Source organism: Dolichospermum sp. FACHB-1091 (assembly GCF_014697585.1).
Classification (GTDB): domain Bacteria; phylum Cyanobacteriota; class Cyanobacteriia; order Cyanobacteriales; family Nostocaceae; genus Dolichospermum.
In genome coordinates this window covers 117658-143462 of record NZ_JACJSB010000002.1, presented here as the reverse complement: position 1 = coordinate 143462, position 25805 = coordinate 117658, and the positions used below count along the sequence as shown (strand labels likewise).

The 25805-nt window shown below is 36.3% G+C and carries 27 protein-coding genes and 1 riboswitch; of the genes, 10 read left to right on the top strand and 17 right to left on the bottom strand.

What is annotated here, in order from left to right:
• Positions 1-59: 59 nt before the first annotated feature.
• From H6G25_RS01755 to sipA, 4 genes are all read right to left on the bottom strand, one after another.
• The gene (locus tag H6G25_RS01755; protein ID WP_190391020.1) at positions 60-647 is read right to left on the bottom strand and encodes a chemotaxis protein CheB; all 588 of its coding nucleotides are present in this window, start codon (positions 645-647) and stop codon (positions 60-62) included.
• Between the two features lie 236 nt (positions 648-883).
• Positions 884-1753 carry a polyphosphate kinase 2 family protein gene (locus H6G25_RS01750; protein WP_190391019.1) on the bottom strand — a complete coding sequence of 290 codons (870 nt, stop codon included), beginning with the start codon at positions 1751-1753 and terminating at the stop codon, positions 884-886.
• 172 nt (positions 1754-1925) lie between these two features.
• Positions 1926-2483 carry a peroxiredoxin gene (locus tag H6G25_RS01745; RefSeq protein ID WP_190391018.1) on the bottom strand — a complete coding sequence of 186 codons (558 nt, stop codon included), beginning with the start codon at positions 2481-2483 and terminating at the stop codon, positions 1926-1928.
• A gap of 50 nt (positions 2484-2533) precedes the next feature.
• Positions 2534-2782, bottom strand: a complete 249-nt coding sequence (gene sipA / locus H6G25_RS01740; RefSeq protein ID WP_028090443.1) for a regulatory protein SipA — start codon at positions 2780-2782, stop codon at positions 2534-2536.
• A gap of 119 nt (positions 2783-2901) precedes the next feature.
• On the opposite strand from sipA, the gene H6G25_RS01735 reads away from it, so the two are divergent.
• Positions 2902-3735, top strand: coding sequence for an FAD-binding domain-containing protein (locus H6G25_RS01735; RefSeq protein ID WP_190391017.1), 834 nt, complete (start codon positions 2902-2904; stop codon positions 3733-3735).
• A gap of 888 nt (positions 3736-4623) precedes the next feature.
• Here the strand turns inward: H6G25_RS01735 and H6G25_RS20975 are convergent.
• Together H6G25_RS20975 and H6G25_RS01725 are read right to left on the bottom strand one after the other, a co-directional pair.
• Positions 4624-4767, bottom strand: a complete 144-nt coding sequence (locus tag H6G25_RS20975) for a hypothetical protein (protein ID WP_242034855.1) — start codon at positions 4765-4767, stop codon at positions 4624-4626.
• A 344-nt stretch (positions 4768-5111) separates the two neighbouring features.
• Complete coding sequence (locus H6G25_RS01725; protein ID WP_271805387.1) at positions 5112-6029, bottom strand: DNA methyltransferase; 918 nt, start codon at positions 6027-6029, stop codon at positions 5112-5114.
• 293 nt (positions 6030-6322) lie between these two features.
• On the opposite strand from H6G25_RS01725, the gene H6G25_RS01720 reads away from it, so the two are divergent.
• Positions 6323-7570 (top strand): OFA family MFS transporter, encoded by a 1248-nt coding sequence (locus tag H6G25_RS01720; RefSeq protein ID WP_190391015.1) that lies wholly within the window; start codon positions 6323-6325, stop codon positions 7568-7570.
• A gap of 166 nt (positions 7571-7736) precedes the next feature.
• On the opposite strand, the gene H6G25_RS01715 is transcribed toward H6G25_RS01720, so the two are convergent.
• Positions 7737-8654, bottom strand: a complete 918-nt coding sequence (locus H6G25_RS01715; RefSeq protein ID WP_190391014.1) for a hypothetical protein — start codon at positions 8652-8654, stop codon at positions 7737-7739.
• A 57-nt stretch (positions 8655-8711) separates the two neighbouring features.
• Here H6G25_RS01715 and H6G25_RS01710 point away from each other — a divergent pair, with 57 nt between their 5' ends.
• Positions 8712-8936, top strand: coding sequence for a DUF433 domain-containing protein (locus tag H6G25_RS01710; protein ID WP_173401714.1), 225 nt, complete (start codon positions 8712-8714; stop codon positions 8934-8936).
• Positions 8937-8951: 15 nt separating this feature from the next.
• Here H6G25_RS01710 and H6G25_RS01705 read toward each other — a convergent pair whose 3' ends face one another.
• Together H6G25_RS01705 and H6G25_RS01700 are read right to left on the bottom strand one after the other, a co-directional pair.
• Entirely contained in the window at positions 8952-9398 is a 447-nt protein-coding gene (locus H6G25_RS01705) for a type II toxin-antitoxin system VapC family toxin (protein ID WP_190391013.1), read from the bottom strand.
• Between the two features lie 11 nt (positions 9399-9409).
• Entirely contained in the window at positions 9410-9670 is a 261-nt protein-coding gene (locus tag H6G25_RS01700; RefSeq protein ID WP_190391012.1) for a hypothetical protein, read from the bottom strand.
• Positions 9671-9961: 291 nt separating this feature from the next.
• On the opposite strand from H6G25_RS01700, the gene H6G25_RS01695 reads away from it, so the two are divergent.
• Positions 9962-11965: a pentapeptide repeat-containing protein gene (locus H6G25_RS01695; protein WP_190391011.1), complete on the top strand. Its 2004-nt coding sequence runs from the start codon at positions 9962-9964 to the stop codon at positions 11963-11965.
• A gap of 71 nt (positions 11966-12036) precedes the next feature.
• Here the strand turns inward: H6G25_RS01695 and H6G25_RS01690 are convergent, their stop codons facing one another.
• Both H6G25_RS01690 and H6G25_RS01685 read right to left on the bottom strand, forming a co-directional pair.
• Positions 12037-12864 carry a hypothetical protein gene (locus H6G25_RS01690; protein WP_190391010.1) on the bottom strand — a complete coding sequence of 276 codons (828 nt, stop codon included), beginning with the start codon at positions 12862-12864 and terminating at the stop codon, positions 12037-12039.
• A gap of 39 nt (positions 12865-12903) precedes the next feature.
• Positions 12904-13797, bottom strand: coding sequence for a hypothetical protein (locus H6G25_RS01685; RefSeq protein ID WP_190391009.1), 894 nt, complete (start codon positions 13795-13797; stop codon positions 12904-12906).
• A gap of 126 nt (positions 13798-13923) precedes the next feature.
• Here H6G25_RS01685 and H6G25_RS01680 point away from each other — a divergent pair, with 126 nt between their 5' ends.
• Together H6G25_RS01680 and H6G25_RS01675 are read left to right on the top strand one after the other, a co-directional pair.
• Entirely contained in the window at positions 13924-14154 is a 231-nt protein-coding gene (locus H6G25_RS01680) for a hypothetical protein (protein ID WP_190391008.1), read from the top strand.
• Positions 14144-14494, top strand: a complete 351-nt coding sequence (locus tag H6G25_RS01675; RefSeq protein ID WP_190391007.1) for a type II toxin-antitoxin system PemK/MazF family toxin — start codon at positions 14144-14146, stop codon at positions 14492-14494. The genes H6G25_RS01680 and H6G25_RS01675 overlap by 11 nt, the downstream gene beginning before the upstream one ends.
• 59 nt (positions 14495-14553) lie before the next feature.
• Here H6G25_RS01675 and H6G25_RS01670 read toward each other — a convergent pair whose 3' ends face one another.
• Together H6G25_RS01670 and thiC are read right to left on the bottom strand one after the other, a co-directional pair.
• Positions 14554-15204 (bottom strand): hypothetical protein, encoded by a 651-nt coding sequence (locus H6G25_RS01670; RefSeq protein ID WP_190391006.1) that lies wholly within the window; start codon positions 15202-15204, stop codon positions 14554-14556.
• A 108-nt stretch (positions 15205-15312) separates the two neighbouring features.
• A complete protein-coding gene (thiC, locus tag H6G25_RS01665; protein WP_028089250.1) occupies positions 15313-16686 on the bottom strand; it encodes a phosphomethylpyrimidine synthase in 1374 nt (457 codons plus the stop codon).
• A gap of 6 nt (positions 16687-16692) precedes the next feature.
• Positions 16693-16789, bottom strand: a riboswitch (TPP riboswitch).
• Positions 16790-16895: 106 nt separating this feature from the next.
• On the opposite strand from thiC, the gene H6G25_RS01660 reads away from it, so the two are divergent.
• The 4 genes from H6G25_RS01660 (at position 16896) to H6G25_RS01645 (ending at position 21275) form a co-directional block, all read left to right on the top strand.
• A complete protein-coding gene (locus H6G25_RS01660; protein ID WP_199319623.1) occupies positions 16896-17984 on the top strand; it encodes a DUF262 domain-containing protein in 1089 nt (362 codons plus the stop codon).
• A complete protein-coding gene (locus tag H6G25_RS01655) occupies positions 17981-18448 on the top strand; it encodes an MAE_28990/MAE_18760 family HEPN-like nuclease (protein WP_190391005.1) in 468 nt (155 codons plus the stop codon). Before H6G25_RS01660 ends, H6G25_RS01655 begins: the two co-directional genes overlap by 4 nt.
• Positions 18449-18834: 386 nt before the next feature.
• Entirely contained in the window at positions 18835-19911 is a 1077-nt protein-coding gene (gene acsF, locus H6G25_RS01650) for a magnesium-protoporphyrin IX monomethyl ester (oxidative) cyclase (RefSeq protein ID WP_190391004.1), read from the top strand.
• Between the two features lie 146 nt (positions 19912-20057).
• Entirely contained in the window at positions 20058-21275 is a 1218-nt protein-coding gene (locus tag H6G25_RS01645) for a glycoside hydrolase family 10 protein (RefSeq protein WP_190391003.1), read from the top strand.
• Between the two features lie 28 nt (positions 21276-21303).
• Here H6G25_RS01645 and H6G25_RS01640 read toward each other — a convergent pair whose 3' ends face one another.
• The 4 genes from H6G25_RS01640 to H6G25_RS01625 form a co-directional block, all read right to left on the bottom strand.
• Positions 21304-21732 carry a hypothetical protein gene (locus H6G25_RS01640; protein WP_190391088.1) on the bottom strand — a complete coding sequence of 143 codons (429 nt, stop codon included), beginning with the start codon at positions 21730-21732 and terminating at the stop codon, positions 21304-21306.
• A 119-nt stretch (positions 21733-21851) separates the two neighbouring features.
• The gene (locus tag H6G25_RS01635) at positions 21852-22457 is read right to left on the bottom strand and encodes a VWA domain-containing protein (protein ID WP_028089482.1); all 606 of its coding nucleotides are present in this window, start codon (positions 22455-22457) and stop codon (positions 21852-21854) included.
• Between the two features lie 35 nt (positions 22458-22492).
• On the bottom strand, positions 22493-23098 hold the full coding sequence (locus H6G25_RS01630) for a VWA domain-containing protein (RefSeq protein ID WP_028083158.1): 606 nt from the start codon (positions 23096-23098) through the stop codon (positions 22493-22495).
• 69 nt (positions 23099-23167) lie between these two features.
• Positions 23168-25723 carry an HDIG domain-containing metalloprotein gene (locus H6G25_RS01625; RefSeq protein WP_190391002.1) on the bottom strand — a complete coding sequence of 852 codons (2556 nt, stop codon included), beginning with the start codon at positions 25721-25723 and terminating at the stop codon, positions 23168-23170.
• Positions 25724-25805 lie beyond the last annotated feature (82 nt).

Here is a 25805-nt window from a genome sequence, read left to right as displayed (position 1 = left end):
AGAATCAATAGAGATGTAGCTATTTTGGATGGTAAGTTATTGATAATAACCTGAATTTATCAACTAGCGTCAGACATGATTAAAGTTCGTAAAGCCAGGGAAATTTCTGCCAAAGGTAGGATAAAATCTACATTACCGGTTTTAATAGCAGCAGTAGGCATTCCCGGAAATTCAGCAGTTTTCGCATCTTGAACAATCACCGTACCACCCATTTTTTTAATTGCTTCCACGCCCATCGCTCCATCCGTACCAGTCCCAGTTAATACAACTGCAATAGCCCTTGCTTGATAACTTGCGGCCACAGACTCAAACAATAAATCAGCGGAAGGACGGAGAAAATGCACCATTTCCGACTGAGATAAAGAAACTTTACCGTCACCATTAATCAACAAATGATTATTAGGAGGAGCAATATAAACAGTTCCAGGAGTCAGTTTATCTCCTTCATTAGCCTGTATTACCTTTAACACAGTGCGACGACTGAGAATTTCCGCCATGAGGGAAGGGTGACGAGGATCTAAGTGTTGAACGACAACAATAGCTGCTTTAAAATCTGCTGGTAAACCAGTCAAGACCTCAATTAGCGCCGTCAACCCCCCAGCAGAAGCCGCAAAAGCTACAATCTCAAAATTAGGAAGATTTGACATATTTATTTTGAATAGATGATTTAACCCCTATTGTAAAGTATCAAAATTTCTCATTCATTTTATCTATCTATTGATAGATAAAATTTTTGGCGTTGTGTGAATTGAACTTAGTAATGGGTAATTGGTAATTGGTAATGGGTAATTGGTAATGGGTAATTGGTAATGGGTAATTGGTAATGGGTAATTGGTAATGGGTAATTGGTAATGGGTAATTGGTAATGGGTAAATCGAAGAGCCTAACTTTCTGCTTCTAAAGCCTTTTTTGCTTCCGATAATTTTCGTTTATATTCTTCACTGATTTTTGGGTATTGTAAATTTAATTCTTGTAACTTTTGGCAAATAATATCTGCTACTATTAATCGTGTAAACCACTTGCGATCGGCCGGGACAATATACCAAGGAGCAAATTCCGTGCTAGTGTGGTTAAAGACTTCTTCATAAGCATTCATATAATCATCCCAGAAACGGCGTTCTTGTAAATCACTAGCGGAAAATTTCCAATTTTTTTCTGGTGATTCAATGCGTTCCAAAAACCGTTTTCTTTGGACGGACTTAGAGACATTGAGAAAAAACTTGAGAACAATCACACCATTATTAACCAAATATTTTTCAAAATTATTAATTTCCTCAAAACGCTGTTTCCATATTTGATCACCTTTAGGAAAAAAGGGTAATTGTTGTTTTTTAAGAATTTCTGGATGTACACGCACTATGAGTAATTCCTCATAATAGGAACGATTAAAAATACCAATTCTTCCCCTTTCCGGTAAAGCCCTCATTGAGCGCCATAAATAATCATGATCTAACTCTTCTTCACTGGGTGCTTTAAAACTAAATACCTGACATCCTTGGGGATTGATACCAGACATAACGTGTTTAATGGTACTATCTTTACCAGCAGCATCCATAGCCTGAAAAATAATCAACAAAGAATAAGTATTTTGAGCATAGAGAATATCTTGATACTTAGCTAACTGGAAAATACCAGCCTTTAATTTTCTGACAGCATCACCTTTTTGATGAAATTCACACTTATAACCTGGGTTATAATCCTTGACCAAAGAAATTTGAGAACCTGGTTTAACAATATAAGGATCATGATTCATTGAAAAAAATTAGCACTCCTATAAAACCTTTAAACTTAATTCTAGAGACAAAAACCAGACATTCTAAATATAACCTTCCTCCTCCGCGTCCTCCGCGCCTCTGCGGTTAGAGAAAAAACCCTAAAACCGCAGAGAGAGGGAGTCAAAAAAATAATATTTTATTTCCTGACTTCTAAGAAACAGAAGATTGTAATTTGGTTAACTCCGCTAAAACTTCCGTACTGTGAATACTAGGATTGACCTTGACAAAAGTTGCGCGTAAAATACCTTGAGGATCAATAATAAAACTATGGCGCATAGAGAAAAAACTCATCCAAGAACCATAAGCCTTACTAACTGTTCCCGTAGTATCAGCTAACAAAGGAAATTTTAACCCTTCGGAATCACAAAATTCCGCATGAGAATCAACATCGTCAGCACTGATACCAATAACTTGAGTATTTTTCTCAATGTATTTAGATAGGTCTTGCTGAAAACGTCGAGCTTCAATAGTACAACCAGAAGTAAAATCTTTAGGGTAGAAATAGAGAACTACCCACTGACCGCGAAAATCAGCCAAAGAAATTTTACCATTGCCTGTATTAGTTGGTAAAGTAAATTCTGGCGCTAGTTGATTAATTGTCGGTAATTTACCGCCTAAAGCTTGAGCGTTGGGTGTAAAATTCAACCAACTAATCACAGCTAAACAAGTAGCAAATAAAATGCTCAGAAAAGTGCGACGGGAAATCATGGTTTAAACCAGAAAAATAACTTAATATAAGTTTACATTCTTCTCGTCTCCTATTTTGCATCTGAATCAGATTCCGGTGGTTTTTCGATACTTTCAATGTATTGGCTATCTATGAGAAAAGCCCCTCTAGTAAAGCGTACACCCCAATAACCACCGGGGCGACAGTCAATAACTATACCTTCTTCCCCAATGTGAATGACATCAGCAGGACGTAACATAGGCATAGGTTCAGCAGTTTTCAGGTATGGTGGTAAGGATACCACACGAACTTTACTACCAATTGGGAATTGTGGGGACATTTTGTAATAATTTGTATTCCATAATTTTACAAGCGGTTAGCATTGGGTCTTTGCGCTTTGGCGTGAGACTAAATCATACTTCAATTATACAACACTCAAGAAAACATATCTAGAAAATTATGTTACGTGATTTTAAAAACAGAAGTGAATTAGTTACATACCTGCGGGAACAGTTTCCCCAAGCAGCAGATGATCATGTTAGCCATATTCCAGGGGGAAGGAAAGCAGCGGAGAAAGCACTCAGAAAAATTGATCCGGTAGCTTATGGAAAAACACGCAATTTTTTAGATGGTAATGTTACTAAATTGTCAGCTTATATTCGTCATGGTGTTTTAAGTTTGGGAGAAATTCGAGAATATGTACTCAAACGAGTTAAAAACCCAAATGATGCTAATAAATTGATTCAGGAATTAGCTTGGCGTGACTACTGGCAAAGATTATATGTTAAACTAGAAAACGGGATTTGGCAAAATCAGGAAGAATATAAAACCGGTTATCTACCCGCAGATTATACAGCTAAATTACCAGAAGATATCACCACTGGAACTACAGGGTTAGTTTGCATTGACAGCTTTAGTCAGGAATTGCGAACCACTGGCTATCTCCATAATCATATCAGAATGTGGTTAGCAGCTTATATTATTCATTGGCGACGGGTGGAATGGCAAGCCGGCGCAAAGTGGTTTTTGCAACATTTACTCGACGGTGATCCAGCAAGTAACAATATGTCATGGCAATGGGTAGCAAGTACATTTAGTCACAAACCCTATTTTTTCAACCGCGAGAATTTAGAACGTTACACAAAGGGAGTTTATTGTCATCAGTGTCCTTATTTAGGTAAATGTGACTTTGAAGGAAGTTATGAACAAATAGAACAGCGACTTTTTCCCAAAGCGGAATTTAGTAAACAACATCATAGTCAAACCTGGCAAAAAGGAACTAAACGCAAATAAGCACTTTCCTTACCTCTGTTGATTTTTACCTAAGTAGATAAACGGAAAAAAACCGACATAAGTAACGAAAAGTAAAGTTCCCTATTCCCTATTCCCTATTCGCTGTTCCCTGTTCCCTGTTCCCTGTTCCCTGTTCCCTATTCCCTATTCCCTATTCGCTGTTCCCTGTTCCCTGTTCCCTGTTCCCTTTTCATAACGACAATTTTTAACGCTAATCTACTTATTTGTTAATAATGTTAATAAATGTAAAGAACAGATTCCACCAGCAAAATCAAATGATATATTAAATCCATAGGACACCAAACAAATAAGAAACCAACCAAAAAGGGCGAATGATCTAGTGTCCCCTGTCATCAGCCCAGCAAATTACAGCATTATTGATGATCAAGTGGCAAGTAGCCAATTGTAAGTGGCGAGGCCAAATCCCAGAGCGGAAAGACGTAGAGATGCTGTGTTTGTGTTCCCACGAGTCCACCTTTAGTAACTTAGATTCACTTACTTTACTTTAATCATTTGAAACCTGCAAATTCACTATAACCCGGTCAAGCTTGATCGGGTTTTTAGATGTTTATACCTTGTTTGGATGAGAAAATGGGCGTTGCTGATTAAGGGTATGAATTTTAGTCTCACGCAAAGGCGCAAAGACGCAAAGGTAAGAGTTTTAAAGGTTAAATTTGGGAATTTTTCTCCTCAATTCAGCAACGCCAGAAAAATTTACAGCGATTTCCAATCATATAAGGTATATCCTAGCCCCCTCATCGAACCCCCCTCAATCCCCCCGCTGCGGGGGAAAGAAAAGGATAAACTTTTGATATTGGAGGGGGTTGGGTGTGGGGTTCTTTTTCCAGGTTTGATGACAATTTGCTGTAGTATCAATGATAATTTTCATTAAAGATACTTCTCCACTCGATGTTCTTCTAACATTGCTTTTACCTGTTCATCGGTTGGTGCTGGTTGATTGGTTTTTAATAAACCTTTCATTTGTTTAATAATGCTAGTCCGTTCTGATTGTTGACTGGTTTGATTTTGCAATTATTCAATGATTGCACGGACGGGTTCTAAGCGATCGCTCTTTGGTAGTTGAAAGGCTTGCTCTTTCAGTTTTTATAGGGACATGGAGGTTATTTTAATAATACTTGATTATATTTTATCTCATAGCAATACTTTCAGTAAAGCGATCGCTCATTTTCTTCAAGCTGTTTTTAAAAGTGTATCCCTCATCATATTTGGGCGAATATCGCAGTAATATACACCGTCCAGTGAATTTAGTTTAATAGTGTAGGCTTTAAAGTGTCCTGGTAAAAATAAGGAAATGTAGTTTTGAATAGTCTGAAAATTTTCTTTGTCCACTGCATGATTTACTAAATCTTCTAACCTCATCGAATAGACTCCCTGCGTTCTGAATTTTTGCGATCAAAGGCTATCCATTCTTCCTTTGTCATGGGATGGACATTTTCTAATCTTTGAATTGCCCAATTATTATACTCAATATTTAGATCACATCCCATCCAACGACGGTTAAGTTGTTCTGCAACTACAATAGTTGTTCCAGATCCTGAAAATGGATCAATAATCAAATCTCCTTCCTGTGATGATGCAAGGATAAATTTTCTTAATAATTCTTCTGGCTTTTGAGTTGGATGAGGTGTTGTTTCACCCATACCGTTACAAGTAGTAGGAATTTCTATTACGTCTTTAGGTTTTGCACCTTTTGGGTTAGGTGTCCAGTTATTATTTTTTTTTGTTTTACCTTTTCCATAAGCACTTGTTTCTGCTTGGGGATGGGAAGGATACTTTAATGTATGTGCGCCATAAGGAATTCGCACATCGTCAATATTAATTTTCACTTGATCTGATTTACGAAAATGAATAATACTTTCATGCGATCGTCCCCAATCACTACCTAAATTAGCCTTGTTTTTATAGTGCCAAATTAACCAACGACAATTTTTGAAATATTTGGATACTGAATATTTTAAATCAGCTAATATTTCAGAAAAACCACAAACGTAAAGAGATCCATTAGATTTGAGAATACGCGAAGCTTGGCTAATCCATTGAATTGACCAGGCGATATATTTTTCTTGGTTCTCAAAATTATCCCATTCAGCTTTTTTAATATTATAAGGTGGGTCAGCAAACACTAGATCAACGCTTTCTGAATCAAGAGATGCCAGCCAATCTAGGGAATTACCTTGATAAATTTGTCCGTGAGGATGGGTATATTGTAGTTGGAATCCTTTTGTTAATGGTAATGGTAGTAATTTTTGTTCACTACTTTGTGCTTCTACCACTCCAAGATTTAGAGACTGTTGTATTACGTTTAATGCATTATTATAACTGCTCAATCTCATCTATCCTCACAAGTTTAATAAACAGTGTTAAAAATTACTCAACGCATCAGCAGTTTGGGAAATTCCGTCAAACTGCCAAAAAATATATTATACTAACTTTCCTCACTACTCAATTTTTGTAACAACTCTTCACGGGATAAATTACCCAAAGACAGAAGTAACTGAGTTGGTGTTAATTTAGCTAAAAAGTGAGATACTGGAAAAAATTATTTCCCTTATTCACATAACAACAAATGGAAAAAGTACAATTATTTGGTATGCCTGCTGAGAAAGGGCGATGGCTACTCATACCTCTAAGTATAACTATCCTGCTGTGCTTGGGTACAGTTTATTCTTGGAGTATTTTTAGAAAACCTTTAGAAAAACTTCTCAATGTGGGTGCAACTGATAGCCTGTTGCCATTTACTGTGCTGTTGGTTGTCTTCGCAATTTTAATGCCAATCACTGGCTTTTATATCAATCGTTTTGATACTCGTCTGATTACAGGTGTTGGTGGATTAATTACGGCATTAGGTTATATTCTCTCTAGTTTGGGTGGCAATATTCCCACACTAACTATTACCTATGGTGTAATTGCTGGTATGGGTGTGGGTATCACTTACGGTGTACCGTTGGCTGTGGTAGCTAAGTGGTTTCCCGATAAAAAAGGTTTGGCTGTTGGTGCTACTGTGATTGGGTTTGGTTTGTCACCTTTAATTACTGCACCTTTGGCAAAGTTTCTCATAGATGCTTTTGGAGTTCGGCAAACTTTTGTAATTTTAGGTATTGCTTTTGCAGCTATTATTACCGCTATTTCTACTATTCTCACAACTCCTCCCCAAGGTTGGCAACCGGAAGGATGGACTCCACCTGTAGCTATTCAAGCAAATTCTCATACTAAAACTTCAGGATCAATTCTTCAGACTTCCAGTTTTTATGGCTTGTGGTTTTGTTATACCATTGGTTCTTTTGCCGGACTGGCAGCTATTGGTATTTCTAGTCCTCTAGCACAGGAAATTATTAAATTGGATGCAGCAACAGCCGCAAATACAGTCTCCCTGTTCGCTGTCTTTAATGGTGCAGGGCGGTTATTTTTTGGGTGGTTCACGGACAAATTTACGCCAAAATTAGCGGCAATTGTTTCCTTTGTTTTCATTTTGATTGCCTCGATTATGATGCTGAGTGCTGAAAAGGGAAGTGTACTCACTTATATAGTCGCTTTTTCGCTATTTTACTTGGCTTTGGGGGGTTGGTTAGCGATCGCTCCTACTTCCACTTTAATCATATTTCAACCCCAAGACTACGCCAAAAATTACGGTATTGTCTTCACTGCTTACGGTATGGGGGCTTTGGGTGGAACTTTATTAGCTGGCAAAATTAGGGACATTTTCGGTAGTTACACTAATTTCTTTTACCCAACTGCGGGATTAGCAATTGTGGGAATTATCTTGGCTGTATTCACGCTGAAACGCACCTCTACCAATGCCGATTTAGTAACATAATTTGTTCGTTTTCGATATCCCCTCTTGGCTTGTGTTTTCCACAATTTATATTGGGAAAGTAGCCACTTCAACTCCCTATATCAGTTTATTACAAATAACCCATAATTAGATTTTAGATCCCCGACTTCTTCAAGAAATCGGGGGTCTTGTTGTTTCATAAATCCCCTCAAACTTCCTCACTACTCAATCTTTGCAACAACTCCTCACGGGATAAATTACCCAAAGCAAGAAGTAACTGAGTACGTTCAGAAATAGGAATATTAGCAATCTTTTCCACCACACCAGATAACTCAGCATCTAAACTACCAAACCGCCCTTCTAGCAGAGAAGTTATTAAAGAAAATCGTTCTTCCTCTTTTCCTTCTTGCTTTCCTTCTTGCTTCCAATCTTCTATTTGTTGTAAATAAGCCGGTGATAAGTTCATAATTACTTCCTCCTCTTCTCTACTTAAATTATCTCTCAATTCTAAATTCTTGCGCCAGTCCGCTAAAATTTCTAACAAATTCTCTCGAAAAGGGTTATTTTCAGGTAACTCAGTTAACTCCTCTACTGCTCTTTTTTGTGTTCCTCCTTTCCCCAAAACTCTCAACCATAATGTATCCTCATTTTCTGGTAATTGATGAATCACAACTATTGCTGTTTTCAGAATATTCGGCAGAAAATAAACACCTTTAACCCAATCTTCTACAATTTCATTTGCACCTAAACCTGCAATCATCCGATTTGAAAAAGTTGGTGTTAAAATCCATAAAATCGGTAATTCTGATTCAGCAATATTTCTGTTTTCGCGTTTTGCTTTCCTAACTACATCACCATGAACGGCATATAATTTAAGTAAACAACTGCGAATTTCTATTTCCGATGGTGGATTGCGAAAAGGCTCAAATAAACATTGAGTTTTAGCCATCTTCCCTAATAAACCTAAAGGTAGATTTTCCTGATTTTGATCAGAAAAGGGTTCAAACCAAACATCAATTTCTTGAATTTCACTTTTAACCTTTTCGCTTTTTTTAATTGTTCCTAAAGGTGTTAATAATTCCTCTAGATATTCTTTAGCGAATTGATCATGGGATTGTCGAGTCATTTCATTATATCAAAAATAATGGTACAATATTCTTTATGAAAATCACTAATTAACTCAATGAACGAATTATTAACTCGTATTACACAAATACCTGGTCAATGTGGGGGTCGTCCTTGCATTCGCGGCATGAGAATTAGAGTTAGCGACATTTTAGAAATGTTAGCAGAAAATGTCAGCATTAGCGAAATTTTAGAAGACTTTCCTGATTTAGAACCGGAAGATATTCAAGCTTGTCTTGTGTTTGCTGCACGACGGACTGATTTTGTGCGGTTGACAGCATGAAAATTTGGAGTGAATCTATACCCATGATTCCAGGGAAAAAGGCTGTACTTGATGAATACGTTGAAAATCGCTATCAGCAGAAACGAGAGTGAGATTGTGTTGAATAGCTGTCGCTGCTATCCAAAGATCATGGTCACTAAAGCCCAAGTTTTCAATGCTGAAATTACGACGTTTGCTTTTGTCTTTGGGAGCAAAATAATTAAAAACTGATGATTTTAGACGACTGTAAATAATGGCAGTTTCTTCATCAATAAAATACAAATCAACGTCAGACAAAAAAACTCGAACTGCACCTAAATTTTGAGATTTTAGTGCTGATTTTTCTGTCATATATAGTAGTTCTGCATAAGTGATAATGCTAACGCCAATGATAACAGATGAGTAAGATTTTAAGGTATTGGTAACTTGAGGATTACCATTAATAATGTAGCTACAGTGATTAGTATCGAGCAAATAAGACATAGTAACAGAAATTAAAACTGCGTTTGGGAACGGGTTTCTTCAACTAAACGCAGACAATCTTCAAGATCATCACCATGCCAAGTTCCAGCATAATGTAGTAAATCACCTGCTTTTTTACCTCGCTTGATGGGGGAAATACGACGTAATGGGCGTTGATTTACAGTGTTTTTTTCCTGGATAGAGTCGAGAAAATCACTAACTAAGGAAAGCTGTTCTGGTGGTAGTTGGGATATCTGTTGTTCAATCTTTTGATGTAGTTCTAAATAAGTCATCTGTACCTCGTTTTGATAGGAAGAATGGGGATGATTCTATTTTATCTCTTTATTTTACAGCGATTCCTACGGAGCGCTTCGCTATCGCTCTCCCAAAAATCGCACCACAAGCGATCGCACTCCCCAAAATTGCACAAACACTGATTTATCAGATCCCTCATCTTAATTCAAGCTGACTTAAAATATAAAACCTATGTATAAAAATCACCATAAACCTCTTTTAACGTTATAAATTTGTTAGAATATCAAGGTAATTGGAAAAAACTATACCTCATAAAAGGATAAAATACTATGGATGCTGAGGAACTTTTAGAACTTTATGAAGAAGGAGAAAGAGATTTTCAGGGTTTAGATTTGGAAAATATAGATTTAAGTGGTGCTAATTTAAGTGGTGCTGATTTAACTGACGCTGATTTAACTAATGCTAACTTAACTGATGCTAACTTAGTTCGTGCTGACTTAACTAATGCTAATTTAACTAACACTAAATTAACTAATTCTAATTTAAGCTATAGTAATTTGCAATATGCTTGTCTACGTGAAACAACTTTAAAAGGCTTGAATTTAAAAGGTGCAGATTTAAGTAATACTGATTTAGCAGGTGTTGACTTTACTGATAGTGATTTGAGTTATGCAAATTTGAGTTATTCTAATTTATGTTTTTACGATGCCAGACGTGCTGATGAAGACTGGATGTATATAGAAAATGTTATTGATTCGATATTGTATTATGGTTATCATTGTTATGATGTTGATAGTTTGACAGTTGCAATTTTAAGTAATGTAAATCTCAGTCATGCGAAATTAATTGGAACTAAGTTATGTGGTATTGACTTCAGTAACCTCAATCTTAATGGTGCAGATTTAAGTGATGCTGATTTAAGAACTGCTGATTTAAGTGGTGCTAATTTAAGTCGTGCTGATTTAAGAAGTGCTAATTTAAGTCACACTAATCTTGAGGATGCAAATCTTAGTTATACTAACTGTGGTATAAAATTCTCGATTCACTACCGTAATGGTACAGATTTAAGAAATTCTAATCTGAGTGGTGCTAATTTAAGTTGGGCTAAACTACGTGATTGTAATCTTGAAAGATCCAATCTCAACAATTGTGATTTAAGTAATGCTTGTTTAAACAATGCTCAATTAGAGGAATCTTGTCTAAATAAAGCTAATTTAACCAATGCTGATTTGAGTGATACTGATTTGAGCTATGTTAATTTAAGTTTTGCTATTCTGAAAAACGCTTATTTACCCAGCACTTTGAGTGGTGCTGATTTGAGAAGTTCTGATTTGAGTGGTGCTAATTTGAGTGATGCTGATTTGAGTGGTGCTGATTTGAGAGATGCTAATTTGAGTGATGCTGATTTGAGTGGTGCTGATTTGAGTCGTGCTGATTTGAGTCGTGCTGATTTGAATTTGGCAAACTTAACTGGAACTATAATTGATAAAAGAACAAAAATAGATCATAAGTGGATTATAGTTTGGAAAATTCTTAATAAAGAAAGATTAGATCAAATAAGTGAAGATCACGAAAATCAAATTAGCTTATTTGATATCCCTCATCTTAATTTAAAATGTATTGATTTAAGTAATAGTTTTCTCAAAGATGCAAAGTTGGTTCGATTTAATTTAACTAATGCTGATTTTAGCAATTCAAATTTACATTCAGCTGATTTGCGTCGTGCAAATTTAACTGGTGCAAATCTAACTGGAGTAAACCTACAAGAAGCTACATTAATAGAAGCGAATCTTCAAGGAGCAGATTTAAGTAATGCGGATTTACGACGTGCAAATATATCTGGAGCAAAACTAAATAATACTAAAAGAGATGGAGCAATATTTTCTGATATATCATGTTCTTGGAATCAATTAGATGATGAAAAATTTGAAGAGCTTTGTTATGATATTCTGATAAAACAACATAATTTAGAACTAACTGATATAGATAAAATTGGTAACTCTCGATCTCGTGATGGTGGTCGAGATATTGTATTTTATAAAGGTACAGATATTAACAATAAACGTATTAAATGGATAGCTCAATGTAAATTAAAAAGTGATAAACGATCTCTTGGAAGTTCACAAGTCACTGATATAAGTGATATGCTAGTAGCACAAGAAGCTAAAGGTTTTTGTATTATGACTAGCGGAATAATTGACGCAACTTTACATGATAAATTAGATGCTTTAAGAGATAGAAACGGTATTGAAGTAGAAAAATGGTCATATTTAGAAATAGAACGCTTTTTAGCAGAACATCCAGAAATTAAAGCCAGATATTTTAAAGATTAATCTGATAAGAATTATCTTATGTAGAAAAAATTAGCTATAAAATTTAGTCTACATTTTGCAATACTTGTATATTATGTTTCCTGCTCAGATTCTGACTCATCTGATTCTGAAATTTCTATCAACTTTATACCTTGACATTTACTTGCTACTTCGTTGTATAGAGCTACAAACGCTTTAATTTCACTGAGTACACCATGCTTTGGTGACTTTACCGATGTTACACCTATAATGTGAGAAGGTTCACCATTTTCCATATAAAAATCCAATACTTTGCCATCAACACTCATTAAACTCCATACATCAGGATGTCCACTATCTCTTGTCCAGCCGTAACCATTCAGTGAAAGAAGATACAAGATTTGTTCTAAGCAACTTTTCAGCCACTGTAAGAAAGATGGCATATCTACATAAATCCAAAAATCTTCTGGTCTGATTACAGCAATTTTATCTATGTGTGAATCAATTTTGTCTCTAACAAGACGTAAAGCACTTGTTTTGTCTGTAGGTACATCTATTATAAATTGTTTTTTTCTATTGATAATTTCTTTATGCTGAGGTGATGCTATCAGTGCATAGCTTTTAGCATTACTTTCTAATTCGTTAAACATATCTAGAATGCCAGAACCCAAAGTATAGAGTGGAGATGCAAGTTGCTTTACTAATCGTTTATCTGAAATAGGATCTTCAAGTTTAGCAAGACCTTCCATAATTTTTGAAATATCCCGTATTGCTTCAAGACATCTGAGTAACTTAAAAGAGAGTTCATTCGAGCCGCGCCAAACTGTAGTATCTTGTATTAATGCAGGGTCATTAATTTCTGGTTCACTCCAGTCAGCATATAGAGGAATACCTCTCTTTTGCTCCTCTCCACCTTTTGCTTCTTTACTTGTTTCCGACATATCAAACAATATCCTCAAACTGCCAAAAAATATATTACCCTAACCTTCCTCATTTCTTAATCTTTGTAACAATTCTTCACGGGATAAATTACCCAAAGCAAGAAGTAACTGAGTACGTTCAGAAATAGGAAATTTAGCAATCTTTTCCACCAAACCAGATAACTCAGCATCCAAACTACCAAAACGCCCTTCCATAAGAGAAGTTATCAAAGAAAATCGTTCCTCTTGCTTCCAATCTTCTATTTGTTGTAAATAAGCCGGTGATAAGTTCATAATTACTTCCTCCTCTTCTCTACTTAAATTATCTCTCAATTCTAAATTCTTGCGCCAGTCCGCTAAAATTTCTAACAAATTCTCTCGAAAAGGGTTATTTTCTGGTAATTCAGTTAACTCCTCAACTGCTCTTTTCTGTGTTCCTCCTTTTCCCAAAACTCTCAACCATAACGTATCCTCATTTACTGGTAATTGATGAATTACAACTATTGCTGTTTTCAGAATATTCGGCAGAAAATAAACACCTTTAACCCAATCTTCTGCAATTTCAGTTGCACCTAAACCCGCAATCATCCGAGATGAAAAAGTTGGTGTTAAAATCCATAAAATCGGTAATTCTGATTCAGCAATATTTCTGCTTTCGCGTTTTGCTTTCCTAACTACATCGCCATGAACAGCATATAATTTAAGTAAACAACTGCGAATTTCTATTTCCGATGGTGGATTGCGAAAAGGCTCAAATAAACATTGAGTTTTTGCCATCTTCCCTAATAAACCTAAAGGGAGATTTTCCTGATTTTGATCAGAAAATGGTTCAAACCAAACATCAATTTCTTGAATTTCACGTTTAACCTTTTCACTTTTTTTAATTGTTCCTAGAGGTGTTAATAATTCCTCTAGATATTCTTTAGCGAATTGATCATGGGATTGTCGAGTCATTTTATTTTATTAAAAATCACATTTGTTTTGTACAAAAATCACACTAAACATCAAAAATATTATATAATAATTATGTTACTACCAAAAGCATACTTTTAAAAGTAGTTTACCCCAAAAATTAAACTAATGTTACAGTCAATCGAAGGCATTTACAAAGACGGGAAAATTGAGCTAACCGAAACTCCAACAGGCATAAATACAGCGCGAGTAATTGTAACTTTTCTCGATACCAATGCTTCCGTAGATTTGTCATCTCGCGGAATTAATGAAGAACAAGCCGCAAATTTAAGAGCTAGATTACAATGTTTTTCACAAGATTGGGATCAACCAGAGATGGAAGTTTACGATGCCTTATAATCGTGGTTCAGTAGTGCTAGTTTTGTTCCCAGACTCAAACTTAAAAACTGCTAAACGTCGTCCTGCTTTAGTTGTTCAATCTCACAATATTGGTACTGGTTTATCGCAAACTATTATAGCTATGATTACTAGTAATGTTTCCCGTGCTGGACACCCTAGCAGAGTATTTGTGAATATAGCAACACCAGAAGGAAAACAAACGGGATTAATTACTGATTCTGTGATTATGACAGATAATCTAGCAACTGTTTTAGATACAGAAATTGATAAAGTTATTGGTTTTTGGTCAGAAATGTCCTTAGTAGATGCAGCACTCAGACATACATTAGAAATTTTATGAATTGTGTTTCGCGCAAAGACGCAAAGGAGCAAAGATACAAAGGAAGAATGCTATAAATATTAATTTTTACATAAGGCGTTCATATCAACGGGATGTATTTTTTCATCATCATTTAGTGTTTGACCCATTCTTGTTTTTAATGTCGTTAAAAACAATTTGCCCTGACCTAGAATTGAGGAATCTTCAACAGCCTTCTCTATCTGTGATTCAGAAATCTTGGAGCTTGGTCTAGCGTATACAATTCTTAAATTATAATTCCCAGGGGTTGCAGAATAAATATACAAATTACGATTTGTGGTTTTAGTATCTTTCCGACTAAAATACCATGCTTCTTTCTGTATTTTATTTGGATGTAGACCTAATATAACTCCTGATTTATAATAATTCGACGCATTATTGAACACTATTGTTTCAAGTCTTGGATTAAAATTAGAATCGTTCTGGTTAGTATTACTAAGTTCAAAAAAGACAATATTTCCAGGATCAGTTTTGACGCTATATGAATCATATCTTGATGCAGAATCATTCAGACTTTCCGGCGGAGCAAGCTTATCATTTGCATCAATACTACCCTTAATGGTCTCACATTTAAGAGGGAAAATATTTTCACCCGGAACTAAAATGACCTTATTATTTGTTTCTGCAAAAGAAGGTAATGCAGTCAGAATAACTAGCGCACATCCTTGGAATATCAATTGATGAATTTTCATTAATCTCTTCTCCATTTTGATAAGGCTTTTAGATTTATTTTGATTCCCCAAACTAAGGTTTTAGATCCCCGACTTCTTAGAGAAGTCGGGGATCTCGTTGTTCACTAATTAACCTTGTGCTACAGGTTCTTTTGCCAAAAACTTCTCCAACTCAGTCAAAGCATCAGCATCAACCTTAGTCTGCATTGGACAGAATTTAGGTCCACACATGGAACAAAACTCAGCAGTTTTATAGATATCTGCTGGTAAAGTTTCATCGTGATATTCCTTCGCTCTTTCCGGGTCTAAAGACAACTCAAATTGACGATTCCAGTCGAAATTATAGCGAGCTTTAGAAAGTTCATCATCCCTATCTCTAGCACCTGGCCGATGTCTCGCAATATCCGCCGCATGAGCCGCAATTTTATACGCAATTAAGCCATTCCGTACATCTTCAGCATCAGGTAAACCTAAATGTTCTTTAGGTGTCACATAACACAACATCGCCGTCCCATACCAGCCCGCCATAGCTGCCCCAATAGCTGAGGTAATATGGTCATAACCAGGAGCAATATCTGTAACCAAAGGACCAAGAACATAGAAAGGTGCTTCCGAACACTCTTCCATTTGTTTGCGGACATTGAATTCAATTTGATCCATAGGTACGTGACCCGGACCTTCTACCATCACTTGCACATCATGTTCCCAAGCTTTACGGGTGAGATTTCCCAGAGTTTTCAGTTCTGCCAACTGGGCTTCATCGGACGCATCATGGGTACATCCTGGGCGCAGGGAGTCGCCTAAACTGAAAGAAACATCATATTTCTTAAAAATCTCAATGATGTCGTTAAAATGGGTATACAGCGGGTTTTGTTTATGGTGATGCAACATCCACCGCGCCAAAATTCCACCACCGCGAGAAACAATACCAGTAATTCGGTTTCTCACTAAAGGTAAATGTTCAATTAAAATCCCCGCGTGGATAGTTTGATAGTCTACCCCTTGCTGGGCGTGTTTTTCGATAATGTGGAGAAAGTCATCAGCAGTGAGATTTTCAATTGTTCCGTGAACACTCTCTAAAGCTTGGTAAACTGGAACAGTCCCAATGGGAACAGGAGAAGCCTGGATAATTGCGGTACGAATTTCGTCTAAATTACCACCACCTGTAGACAAATCCATCACCGTATCAGCGCCATATTTTACCGCCAAATTAAGTTTATCAACCTCTTCCTGCAAATTAGAAGAATTGGGAGAAGCACCGATATTAGCGTTAACTTTACACTTAGAAGCGATACCAATAGCCATCGGTTCTAAATTTGTGTGATTAATATTTGCAGGGATAATCATCCGCCCCCGTGCTACTTCAGCGCGGATAAGTTCAGCCGGCAGATTTTCCCGCTTGGCTACGTATTGCATTTCTTCAGTGATTACACCCTGACGAGCGTAGTGCATTTGCGATACGTTGTCTTGTCCACGTCTCTTAGCTACCCATTCTGTACGCATATCCAATTCCTCAATAAACAGCTTCCCTCCGCTGGTATTATCCAGACTCAGGTGTTAAGGGTTTGATCTCAGCTTAGTTTCCCAAGCACCCCTAGCATGATGTAGATTGTAGCATTTTCGTGATCTTTGGGGGAGGGTGATGATAAATCGTGAGGATGTTTGTCCGTTATAATGGCTTTGTAGTGAAATATCACAAGGTACGCTAAAACATGAATATGACTGAAATAAGTAGTGATACAGATATTATCGAAAATTTTAAAGAGGACGAGGAAGAAAATATTCCATTTAAATACTCTATAACTAGTTATGGAGCAGATTACCCTGTTGATAGTCTGGTGAAACGACTGGAAAATGGAAGTATATATATTCCCTCATTACAACGTCATTATGTCTGGAAATTAGATCAAGCTTCACGTTTTATAGAATCTCTTTTAATTGGATTACCTGTTCCAGGAATCTTTTTTTCAAAAGAGAAAGAAACGGGAAAACTATTAGTAATTGATGGACAGCAAAGATTAAGGACACTTCAATATTTTTATCATGGCATTTTTCAACCAAGTGAAAAAAAATTTGCTCTTAAAGATGTACAAAAGCAATTTGAAGGATGCACTTATGATTCTTTGGAAGAGGAAGATCGTCGGCGATTAGATGACTCAATTATACACGCCACAATTGTCACTCAAGATGAACCATCTGAGGATGATAGCAGTATTTATCATATTTTTAAAAGACTGAATACAGGCGGTACTGTCTTAAAAGCTCAAGAGATTCGTTCTTCTATTTATCATGGTGAATTTAATGATTTATTAAAAGATATGAATAATCATCCCGCATGGCGAGGTATATATGGCAGAACTGATAAAAATATGCGCGATGAAGAAATGATTCTCCGGTTTCTTGCACTTTATTTTAAATCTGATGAATACAAGAAACCAATGACAGAATTTCTTAATGAATTTATGGGTAAAAATCGCCATCTTAAAATTTATTCTGGTCAAGAAATTAAACAGAAATTTGAAACCACTATTAAAACTATCTATGATTGCATTGGCGGTAAGGCATTTAAACCAAAAAGAAACTTAAATGCTGCTGTATTTGATGCAGTAATGATAGGTATTGCCCGTCGTTTAGAAAATGGTGAGATTAAAGACATTGATTCACTATCATTAAAGTATGAAGCACTGCTTAATGATCATGATTTTCAAGCAGTAACAACGAATACGGCTCGTACTTCTGAAGTAGGAATTGTCAAAGAAAGAATTAAATTGGCGACTGAGGCTTTTACTGAAATAAAATGAAGAATAATGAGGTGATACGGGCTAAACAAAAACTTGACAAAGTATTTGCCAAAATTGATCAACTACCAAAAGAGGATATTGAATTACAAGCTCATTGGGCAAAATATTTATGTATATTAGTTTCAGGATTTTTAGAAAATTCTGTGCGAGCAATATATAGTGAATATGCAAAAAAGGTTTCTAATACTAAAGTTACTAACTTTGTAGAAAGTAAATTGAAGGATTTACAAAACCCTAAAATGGAAAAAATACTTCAGTTAACGGGATCATTTAGTCGAGAATGGCAATCTAATCTGGAAAAAGCTACGGAAGGTGAATTAAAAGATGCAATTAATAGTATTGTTGCTAATAGAAATAATATCGCCCATGGTGAAGATTCGGGTATAACCTATACAAGAATAAAAGAATACTATGAAAAAGCTATTAAGGTCATTAACATGATTGAAAATCAGTGTAACCCTTAGTATAATTATAATTTTTTATACTCACCTCAAGCTTCATCAGGATTAACACTCCACGGAGGCAATTATTATATTTAGGACTTACGCAAGTGTCACACCACAAATGTATTGTAGGGTGCATCAGATATCAACAATCCATTTATTTACCTGACTTTTGCGGTAGTCATGCACCTTACCAATGTGCCAGTTGCGTAAGTCCTGAAAACTTATAAACCGTTTTTTGTGGATTTTTGCAACTCTTAATCATTTATCCACCCATTTTTGGGCTAGATATTGCTACACTGAATCTCATACAAAATCATAATTGTTGTCGTCTGCACCTTGTGAGAGCATAAGAATCAGCTTTCTGGTGTAATCAAGAAAAGAAAGATAAAAGAGCAAATCAAAACATGGTAGACTCTCTCAAAAAACCAAGCTTTGACGAAATCCGTCCCGGAGTTAAATCCCCTGCGAAGGAAACCCTTTTAACACCAAGGTTTTACACGACTGATTTCGATGAAATGGCGCGGATGGATATTTCTGTCAATGAAGACGAATTACAAGCTATTTTGGCAGAATTTCGCGTTGACTACAACCGTCATCACTTTGTTAGAGATGCTCAGTTTGAACAATCATGGGATCACATTGACGGTGAAACTCGTCAATTGTTCATTGAGTTTCTGGAACGTTCTTGTACAGCGGAGTTTTCTGGATTCCTGTTATATAAGGAACTCGGCCGTCGCTTAAAGGATAAAAGCCCTCTTTTGGCTGAGTGCTTTAACCTAATGTCACGGGATGAAGCCCGTCACGCTGGGTTTTTGAACAAAGCTATGTCGGACTTTAATCTTTCTCTAGATTTAGGGTTTTTGACTAAGAGCCGCAGTTATACGTTCTTTAAGCCCAAATTCATCTTCTATGCTACCTATCTTTCTGAAAAGATCGGTTATTGGCGTTATATCACCATTTATCGTCATTTAGAATCCCATCCTGAAGATCGGATCTATCCAATTTTCCGTTTCTTTGAAAACTGGTGTCAAGATGAAAACCGTCATGGGGATTTCTTTGATGCGATCATGAGAGCGCAGCCGCAAATGTTGAATGACTGGAGAGCGAAACTATGGAGTCGCTTTTTCCTTTTGTCGGTATTTGCAACTATGTATCTCAATGATATCCAACGCAAGGATTTTTATGCTTCTTTGGGCTTAGATGCGCGAGAGTATGATATTCATGTAATTAAGAAGACCAATGAAACCGCCGGTAGGGTCTTCCCTGTGATGTTGGATGTTGATAACCCAGCTTTTTATGAACGTTTAGATGTTTGCGTCCAGAATAATGAAAAATTGGCAGCAATTTCTAACTCTAATACTCCTAAATTCCTGCAATTCTTCCAAAAGCTTCCAATTTATTTGTCCCATGGTTGGCAGTTATTACAATTATATCTGATGAAGCCCATTGATGCGGCTTCTGCTCACGGTCAAGCTCGTTAATTTGAGCTTAATTTTCTTTAAATGTGGTTTTGTTTTTAACAGAGCCACTTTTTTGATTTTTGATTATCAATACCCATGCCAATTTTCCGAAAATAGGTCTCAAACCCAATAAAATCGTTACCATATTGGAATATTCTCAAATTAAAATGAAAGTCAATTACCACAATTTTTTTGCCCATAAATTACTTAAACCGTTATTTCGGTCTTGGCTTTTAATTTCCTTAATCACAGTTTTTTGGGTAAATACTTTGACATCTGTTAACGCCCAAGTACCAAGTCAAGAAATTCGTGGTGTGTGGATCACAAATAATGATTTAAACATTCTCAAAGACCGGACTAAGGTTCAAGAAGCTGTAACCCAGCTACGAGAACTCAATTTTAATACTGTCTATCCTGTGGTTTGGAATGCTGGATATGTGATGTATCCTAGTAAAGTAGCCAAGGATTTAGAAATTCAACCTTTTGTATTTAAAGGATTAGATGGACATGATATTCTCGCGGATTTAATTGATAGATCTCACCGTCAAAATTTACTGGTAATCCCTTGGTTTGAATTTGGATTTATGACTCCTAATACTTCTGAATTGGCATTAAATAAACCAGGATGGTTAACACAAAAACAAGATGGTGGTACAACATCTGTTACCGCAGCTGGTGAGGTTTCATGGTTAAATCCATTTCACCCAGAGGTACAACAGTTTATTATTGATTTACTGGTAGAGCTTACTAATAAATATGATATTGATGGTATTCAATTTGATGATCATACCAGTTTACCCCATGAATTTGGCTATGATAAATATACAGTTGACTTGTATACTAAAGAAACTAAAAAAACTCCACCAAAAGATTATAAAGATCCAGAATGGGTAAATTGGCGAGCAAATAAGATTACAGAATTTATGGTGAGACTTAACAATACAGTTAAGCAAATAAAACCGAAAATGATTTTCTCTATCTCTCCTAATTACTATGATTATGCTTACAAATTTCAACTGCAAGATTGGTTGAATTGGGCAAGATTAAACATAGTAGATGAGTTAGTCATGCAAGTTTATCGGGAGAATTTAGATAGTTTTACCTCCAAGCTTTCCCGTCCAGAAATAGAAGAAGTTAAACAAATAATTCCTACTGGAATCGGAATTATGGCAGGTTTAAGAACTAAGCCCGTTTCAATTCAACAGATTCAATCTCAAGTTCGCGCTGTTCAACGGCGTGGTCTTGGCGTGACTTTTTTCTATTATGAGAGTCTTTGGAATATTGCACCAGAATCATTAGGAGAACGCTTGGCTGGATTTAAAAATTTATTTCCATATCCTGCATTGCGTATGGCTACACCAGACCAGCTATCAGAAGTAGAATGATTAATTCGGTTTTATTGGGCTTACTTACTCAGGAATTAGTTTGTAAATAATCAATTGCTGCTGCTAATTTAGCAGGATAACCTTGAGCAAATCTTTCAAACCATAATCCTTCTGATGATAAAGGATCTAATTTAGCTAACCATTCTTGGGCGGGTTTTTCTAAAGCTTCTCTTTGTTTGGCTTTAAGTTTTTCTTGACGAATTTTCTCCTGTATTAATTCTTCTTGTTTTCGCAGTGCTTCGGCTGCGTCTTTTTCCAGAAAATCAGCTTGTACGTCTGATAATAAGTTATCTATAAATCCATCTGACTTAGGAGGAGGTGAATTTAATTGAATTTGCGGTAAGTTATTTCTAGAGTTAGATTGTGTATATTCAGTTTTAGCTTCCGAAAAATCAGCTTGTACGTCTGATAATAATTTATCTATTAATACATCTGATTTATTAGTAGATAAAACCACTTTCACAGGGTTTAAATTAGCCTGTGGCGGCGTGTTTTTGGGTTCTGTATGTTCAGTTTTGACTTCAGCTAATAGCTTATCAATGGAATCCATATTTGTCATTCCTGGAGAATCTATTGTTAATCAGTGATAGCATTTAGTAAAACTTCTGATAAACTCATATCTTCCATATCATCCATGGTGACAGTGTCGCAAATATCAAATTTAGCACCTGCACTTTGCAGTTCATCATCCAAGATTTTCAAAAAGCGAGTAGCTTGAGGATCATTACCAACTTGAATAAAGGAAATAGCCAATTCTTCATCTTTATCCAAACGACGAGAAGCTTCAATAATTACCTTCATTACAGCTTTACGATCATCTGGTTCACCGTCAGTAACTACTAAAATTGTTTCCCCATTGAGTTTAGTTTGACCGGCTGCTTTGCGTTGCAAATAATCATCAGTAGCGTGTTTGAGAACCCCAGCTAAATCTGTTGTTCCCGAAGGATCATTTTCTTTGAAAATTTGTGAAACTTTGGCAGATGTCACATTTTCATAACGTTTAAATTTCCCAGAAAATAAGTAAATGGTAATACCATCGGGATCTAGTTGTTCACATTTACTTGCTAATGCTAAAGTTGATTCTTGGGCTGCGACCCATCTACTTCTTCCACCTTTTTGATCTGGGGTAGCCATGCTACCGCTTTTATCAATAATCAAGGTATAATCACGGTTTTCTAGCATGACTGAACTCTCCAGATATTAGTAATTTTCGTTAATTAATCTGTGATAGCATTCATTAAAACATCAGTTAAACTCATGTCTTCTAAATCATCCAAGGTTATTGTATCACAAATATCAAATTTAGCTCCCACACCTTGTAATTGATCATCTAGGGCTTTGAGAAATTTGGTGGCTTGAGCATCTGAGCCGACTTGAATCATGGAAATTCCTAATTCTTCATCTTTTTCCATTTGTCGGGTAGCTTGTATAATAACCTCAAATACAGCTTTGCGATCATCTGGTTCACCGTCAGTAATCACTAAAATTGTTTCTCCATTGGGTTTAGTGTTACCTGCTGCTTTGCGTTGAAAATAGTTATTCAGGGCATCTTGCAATACACCAGCTAAGTTAGTTGTACCGGCAGGATCATTTTCCTGAAATATCTGGGAGACTTTGGCTGTTGTCACGTCATCATAACGTTTAAATTTGCCGGAAAAAACGTAAACTGTAATCCCATCAGGATCAAACTGTTCACACTTTCTAGCTAAAGCAATGGTAGATTCTTGGGCTATTTCCCATCTAGTTCTACCGCCCACTTGGTCTGGTGTGGACATACTACCACTTTTGTCAATAATCAAGGTATAATCACGATCGCTCATCATAATCTTCCTTTTGTTATTTTCTGATCTTTAGTTTAACAGATACTTCAAGCCCGGACAGTTTCATCTTAATTACGAATCAGCAGCTTTTGACTTAGGATAAGCAATGCGTTTATGATGAAATTGTTGCCAAACATCCACAAATATTTGGGCAATTTTTGGCATTTCTTCCCTAGTTAATCCCGAAGCGATTAATTGTTCATCTTGCCATTTTGCCCGTAAAATATTATTTAGCATATTGAGTGCTTTATCTGGAGTGGCATTTTTCAGACTACGTAATGCAGCTTCACAAGAATCTGCTAACATGACGATGCCTGTTTCCCGTGATTGGGGTATGGGTCCATCGTAACAAAAATCGGCTTTATTGACTACAATCTGGGGATTTTCCTGGGCTATTTGTTGGGCTTGGTGATAAAAATAGGCAATGGCCATTGTTCCTTGATGTTCGGGAATAAAAGCCTGAATGGCGGTTGGTAAACTGTGTTTCTTGGCCATTACTAACCCTTCTGTGACGTGCTTTTTAATAATTTCTGCACTTTTCCAAGGATCTTTTATTTCTGTTTCATGTTTATTGGGACTATCAATTTGATTTTCAATAAATCCCAAGGGGTCGTGCATTTTCCCAATATCATGGTATAATGTCCCGGCTCTGACCAATTCGACATTACAGCCCAATTGTTTAGCAGCAGCTTCCGCCAGGGTGGCCACTAATAAAGTATGCTGGAAAGTCCCTGGGGCTTCCGTAGCCAGACGCTTTAATAAGGGACGGTTGGGGTTAGCCAATTCTGCCAAACGGATAGGGGTAATTACATCAAAGAGTGTTTCCAAATAGGGACTTAAACCCAAAGCCACAATACTCCAAGCCCAACCTGATAAAGCAAATAAACCTGCTTCTTGGAAGATATACCAACCTGAACCAAATACCCCACCAGTAAAGATTTTTAATAATAAATATATACCTCCTTGAGTTAATGCCGTGACAACACCTAATAATGCTAGTTCTTCGCGCGATCGCAATCTATGAGCTACATAAGCACTTAACATTCCGCCCACAGCCCCCGCCAGCAGCACTAGAATATTTGTATCTACTGTAATTGGTAATATTAACGACAGTAAGCCTGCTACCATTACACCTATAGTTGGTCCATAGAAACTGCCTAACAATAAACCAATGGCGCTCCAGCTAGTATAGGGTAAACCGAGAGCCAATACTCCGGGGACAGTGAGAGTAAGTAATAAAACTAACAAATGATCCCGTTGTCGCAAATAGTTATGACTTTTTCTTTCTAACCAGACAAAAACCCAAATAGCTACGGTGACAACCGCTACTAAAACTGTTAAACCCAGCCAATTCACTTGATGACCAATCAAACGATAATGTGCTAATATCTCAAATTTTAATTGTGTAATTTTCTCTCCTTTACTAACAATTATGTCGCCTTTTTTTACAGGAAACATTACAGATGGTATTTCTCTGGCTAGGATTTGAGCTTGTTGTTTAGTTTGCTCTATATCTTGTTTAAGATTTGGTTGCAGTACCGCCAATAATACTTTTTTTGCCAAGGATTCAGCCTCACTAGGCACAGATAATTGTACCTGTAAACTAACTGCATTATGTAAAATACTTTTGGGCAAGCCAGCGGCTATACCTTGGGCAATAATTCGTTCAGCACTTTTACGAATTCCCGCCTGTGTTTTTGCCCAATCATTATCAGATAAGGCTAAAAGCACAGGTGCTGTATAAACTTGTTTTACTTCCTCACCAGTTTCTATTTGTAATGCTTTCTCAATCCCTTGATTATATCTTTTTCTAACTTCCGATATTTGGGTAATCAGGGCAGAAAAATTACTTTCTGTTGTCATAAATTGATAAGCTTCTAGTTCTGATAATGCTTGCAAGAAAGCAGCCTCATCACCCACGCCATTGGACAATGATAATTGCGGCTTGGAGTTTTGTTTTTTTGTGTTTTGTTGTCTGTTACTATCCAAAATTCCTATTAACTTTTGCCATTCTAATTCAGGAAAAGACCTCAGATAACTTTGAACATAAGGCGATAAAATTGAACTATTTAAAAAAGGGAAAATACCAACTACTGACCGAATTTCATTACTTATGCTTAATATCTTTTCCAACCGTGCATGAATTTGCTGATTGATCTGATTATCAATCATTAAAACTGGCACAGAATTATCTATAGCTGCTTTCCGTTGCAGTTCGGTTTCTTCTTTATCTTCAATATTATCCGTATAGGGAGCAATAAATGTTTGTAAGGCAATACTACCAACTTTCATTCTTGGTTGGTTATAAAAATCACTTCCTATCACACTTGTGAGTAAGAATATTGCTAATACCAAAATTATTGAGGAGCGTTTTTGATGTACCCACCTGAAAATAACTGTATCAATGCCACTCTCTCTAGTAACTAATTTAGCAGTTAATCTTTGTGTCTGTCTGTGTTTTCCCTGTTTTCCTTGATGATTATTTGCTGATAAATACAGAAGTATATTCTTGAAAAAATGCTTATGCAGTTTCTGGTGGTACTTTCCCTTACGAAATAGCGCTTTATACTGTCCCTGCCATTGCCTTAATTGCTGTCTCAAAGACTGCAAAAATCGCTGCGTTTTCATCTTTCCTTCCGCAAAATACCCCAGATATATCCTCCTTTCCCAAGCTAGATCATCAGCTGTACTGCATTTAATTTGTATAATT

Excerpts from the sequence above, each read along its gene's own strand:
- H6G25_RS01670 (WP_190391006.1), bottom strand. The coding sequence starts at position 15,204 with ATGAAAATTCATCAATTGATATTCCAAGGATGTGCGCTAGTTATTCTG.
- thiC (WP_028089250.1), bottom strand. The coding sequence starts at position 16,686 with ATGCGTACAGAATGGGTAGCTAAGAGACGTGGACAAGACAACGTATCG.
- H6G25_RS01705 (WP_190391013.1), bottom strand. The coding sequence starts at position 9,398 with ATGTCTTATTTGCTCGATACTAATCACTGTAGCTACATTATTAATGGT.
- acsF (WP_190391004.1), top strand. The coding sequence starts at position 18,835 with ATGGTAGACTCTCTCAAAAAACCAAGCTTTGACGAAATCCGTCCCGGA.
- H6G25_RS01695 (WP_190391011.1), top strand. The coding sequence starts at position 9,962 with ATGGATGCTGAGGAACTTTTAGAACTTTATGAAGAAGGAGAAAGAGAT.
- H6G25_RS01625 (WP_190391002.1), bottom strand. The coding sequence starts at position 25,723 with ATGAAAACGCAGCGATTTTTGCAGTCTTTGAGACAGCAATTAAGGCAA.
- H6G25_RS01755 (WP_190391020.1), bottom strand. The coding sequence starts at position 647 with ATGTCAAATCTTCCTAATTTTGAGATTGTAGCTTTTGCGGCTTCTGCT.
- H6G25_RS01700 (WP_190391012.1), bottom strand. The coding sequence starts at position 9,670 with ATGACTTATTTAGAACTACATCAAAAGATTGAACAACAGATATCCCAA.
- H6G25_RS01750 (WP_190391019.1), bottom strand. The coding sequence starts at position 1,753 with ATGAATCATGATCCTTATATTGTTAAACCAGGTTCTCAAATTTCTTTG.
- H6G25_RS01685 (WP_190391009.1), bottom strand. The coding sequence starts at position 13,797 with ATGACTCGACAATCCCATGATCAATTCGCTAAAGAATATCTAGAGGAA.
- H6G25_RS01635 (WP_028089482.1), bottom strand. The coding sequence starts at position 22,457 with ATGCTAGAAAACCGTGATTATACCTTGATTATTGATAAAAGCGGTAGC.
- H6G25_RS01655 (WP_190391005.1), top strand. The coding sequence starts at position 17,981 with ATGAAGAATAATGAGGTGATACGGGCTAAACAAAAACTTGACAAAGTA.
- H6G25_RS01630 (WP_028083158.1), bottom strand. The coding sequence starts at position 23,098 with ATGATGAGCGATCGTGATTATACCTTGATTATTGACAAAAGTGGTAGT.
- H6G25_RS01690 (WP_190391010.1), bottom strand. The coding sequence starts at position 12,864 with ATGTCGGAAACAAGTAAAGAAGCAAAAGGTGGAGAGGAGCAAAAGAGA.
- H6G25_RS01675 (WP_190391007.1), top strand. The coding sequence starts at position 14,144 with ATGCCTTATAATCGTGGTTCAGTAGTGCTAGTTTTGTTCCCAGACTCA.
- H6G25_RS01735 (WP_190391017.1), top strand. The coding sequence starts at position 2,902 with ATGTTACGTGATTTTAAAAACAGAAGTGAATTAGTTACATACCTGCGG.
- H6G25_RS01680 (WP_190391008.1), top strand. The coding sequence starts at position 13,924 with ATGTTACAGTCAATCGAAGGCATTTACAAAGACGGGAAAATTGAGCTA.
- sipA (WP_028090443.1), bottom strand. The coding sequence starts at position 2,782 with ATGTCCCCACAATTCCCAATTGGTAGTAAAGTTCGTGTGGTATCCTTA.
- H6G25_RS01660 (WP_199319623.1), top strand. The coding sequence starts at position 16,896 with ATGAATATGACTGAAATAAGTAGTGATACAGATATTATCGAAAATTTT.
- H6G25_RS01645 (WP_190391003.1), top strand. The coding sequence starts at position 20,058 with ATGAAAGTCAATTACCACAATTTTTTTGCCCATAAATTACTTAAACCG.
- H6G25_RS01710 (WP_173401714.1), top strand. The coding sequence starts at position 8,712 with ATGAACGAATTATTAACTCGTATTACACAAATACCTGGTCAATGTGGG.
- H6G25_RS01715 (WP_190391014.1), bottom strand. The coding sequence starts at position 8,654 with ATGACTCGACAATCCCATGATCAATTCGCTAAAGAATATCTAGAGGAA.
- H6G25_RS01745 (WP_190391018.1), bottom strand. The coding sequence starts at position 2,483 with ATGATTTCCCGTCGCACTTTTCTGAGCATTTTATTTGCTACTTGTTTA.
- H6G25_RS01720 (WP_190391015.1), top strand. The coding sequence starts at position 6,323 with ATGGAAAAAGTACAATTATTTGGTATGCCTGCTGAGAAAGGGCGATGG.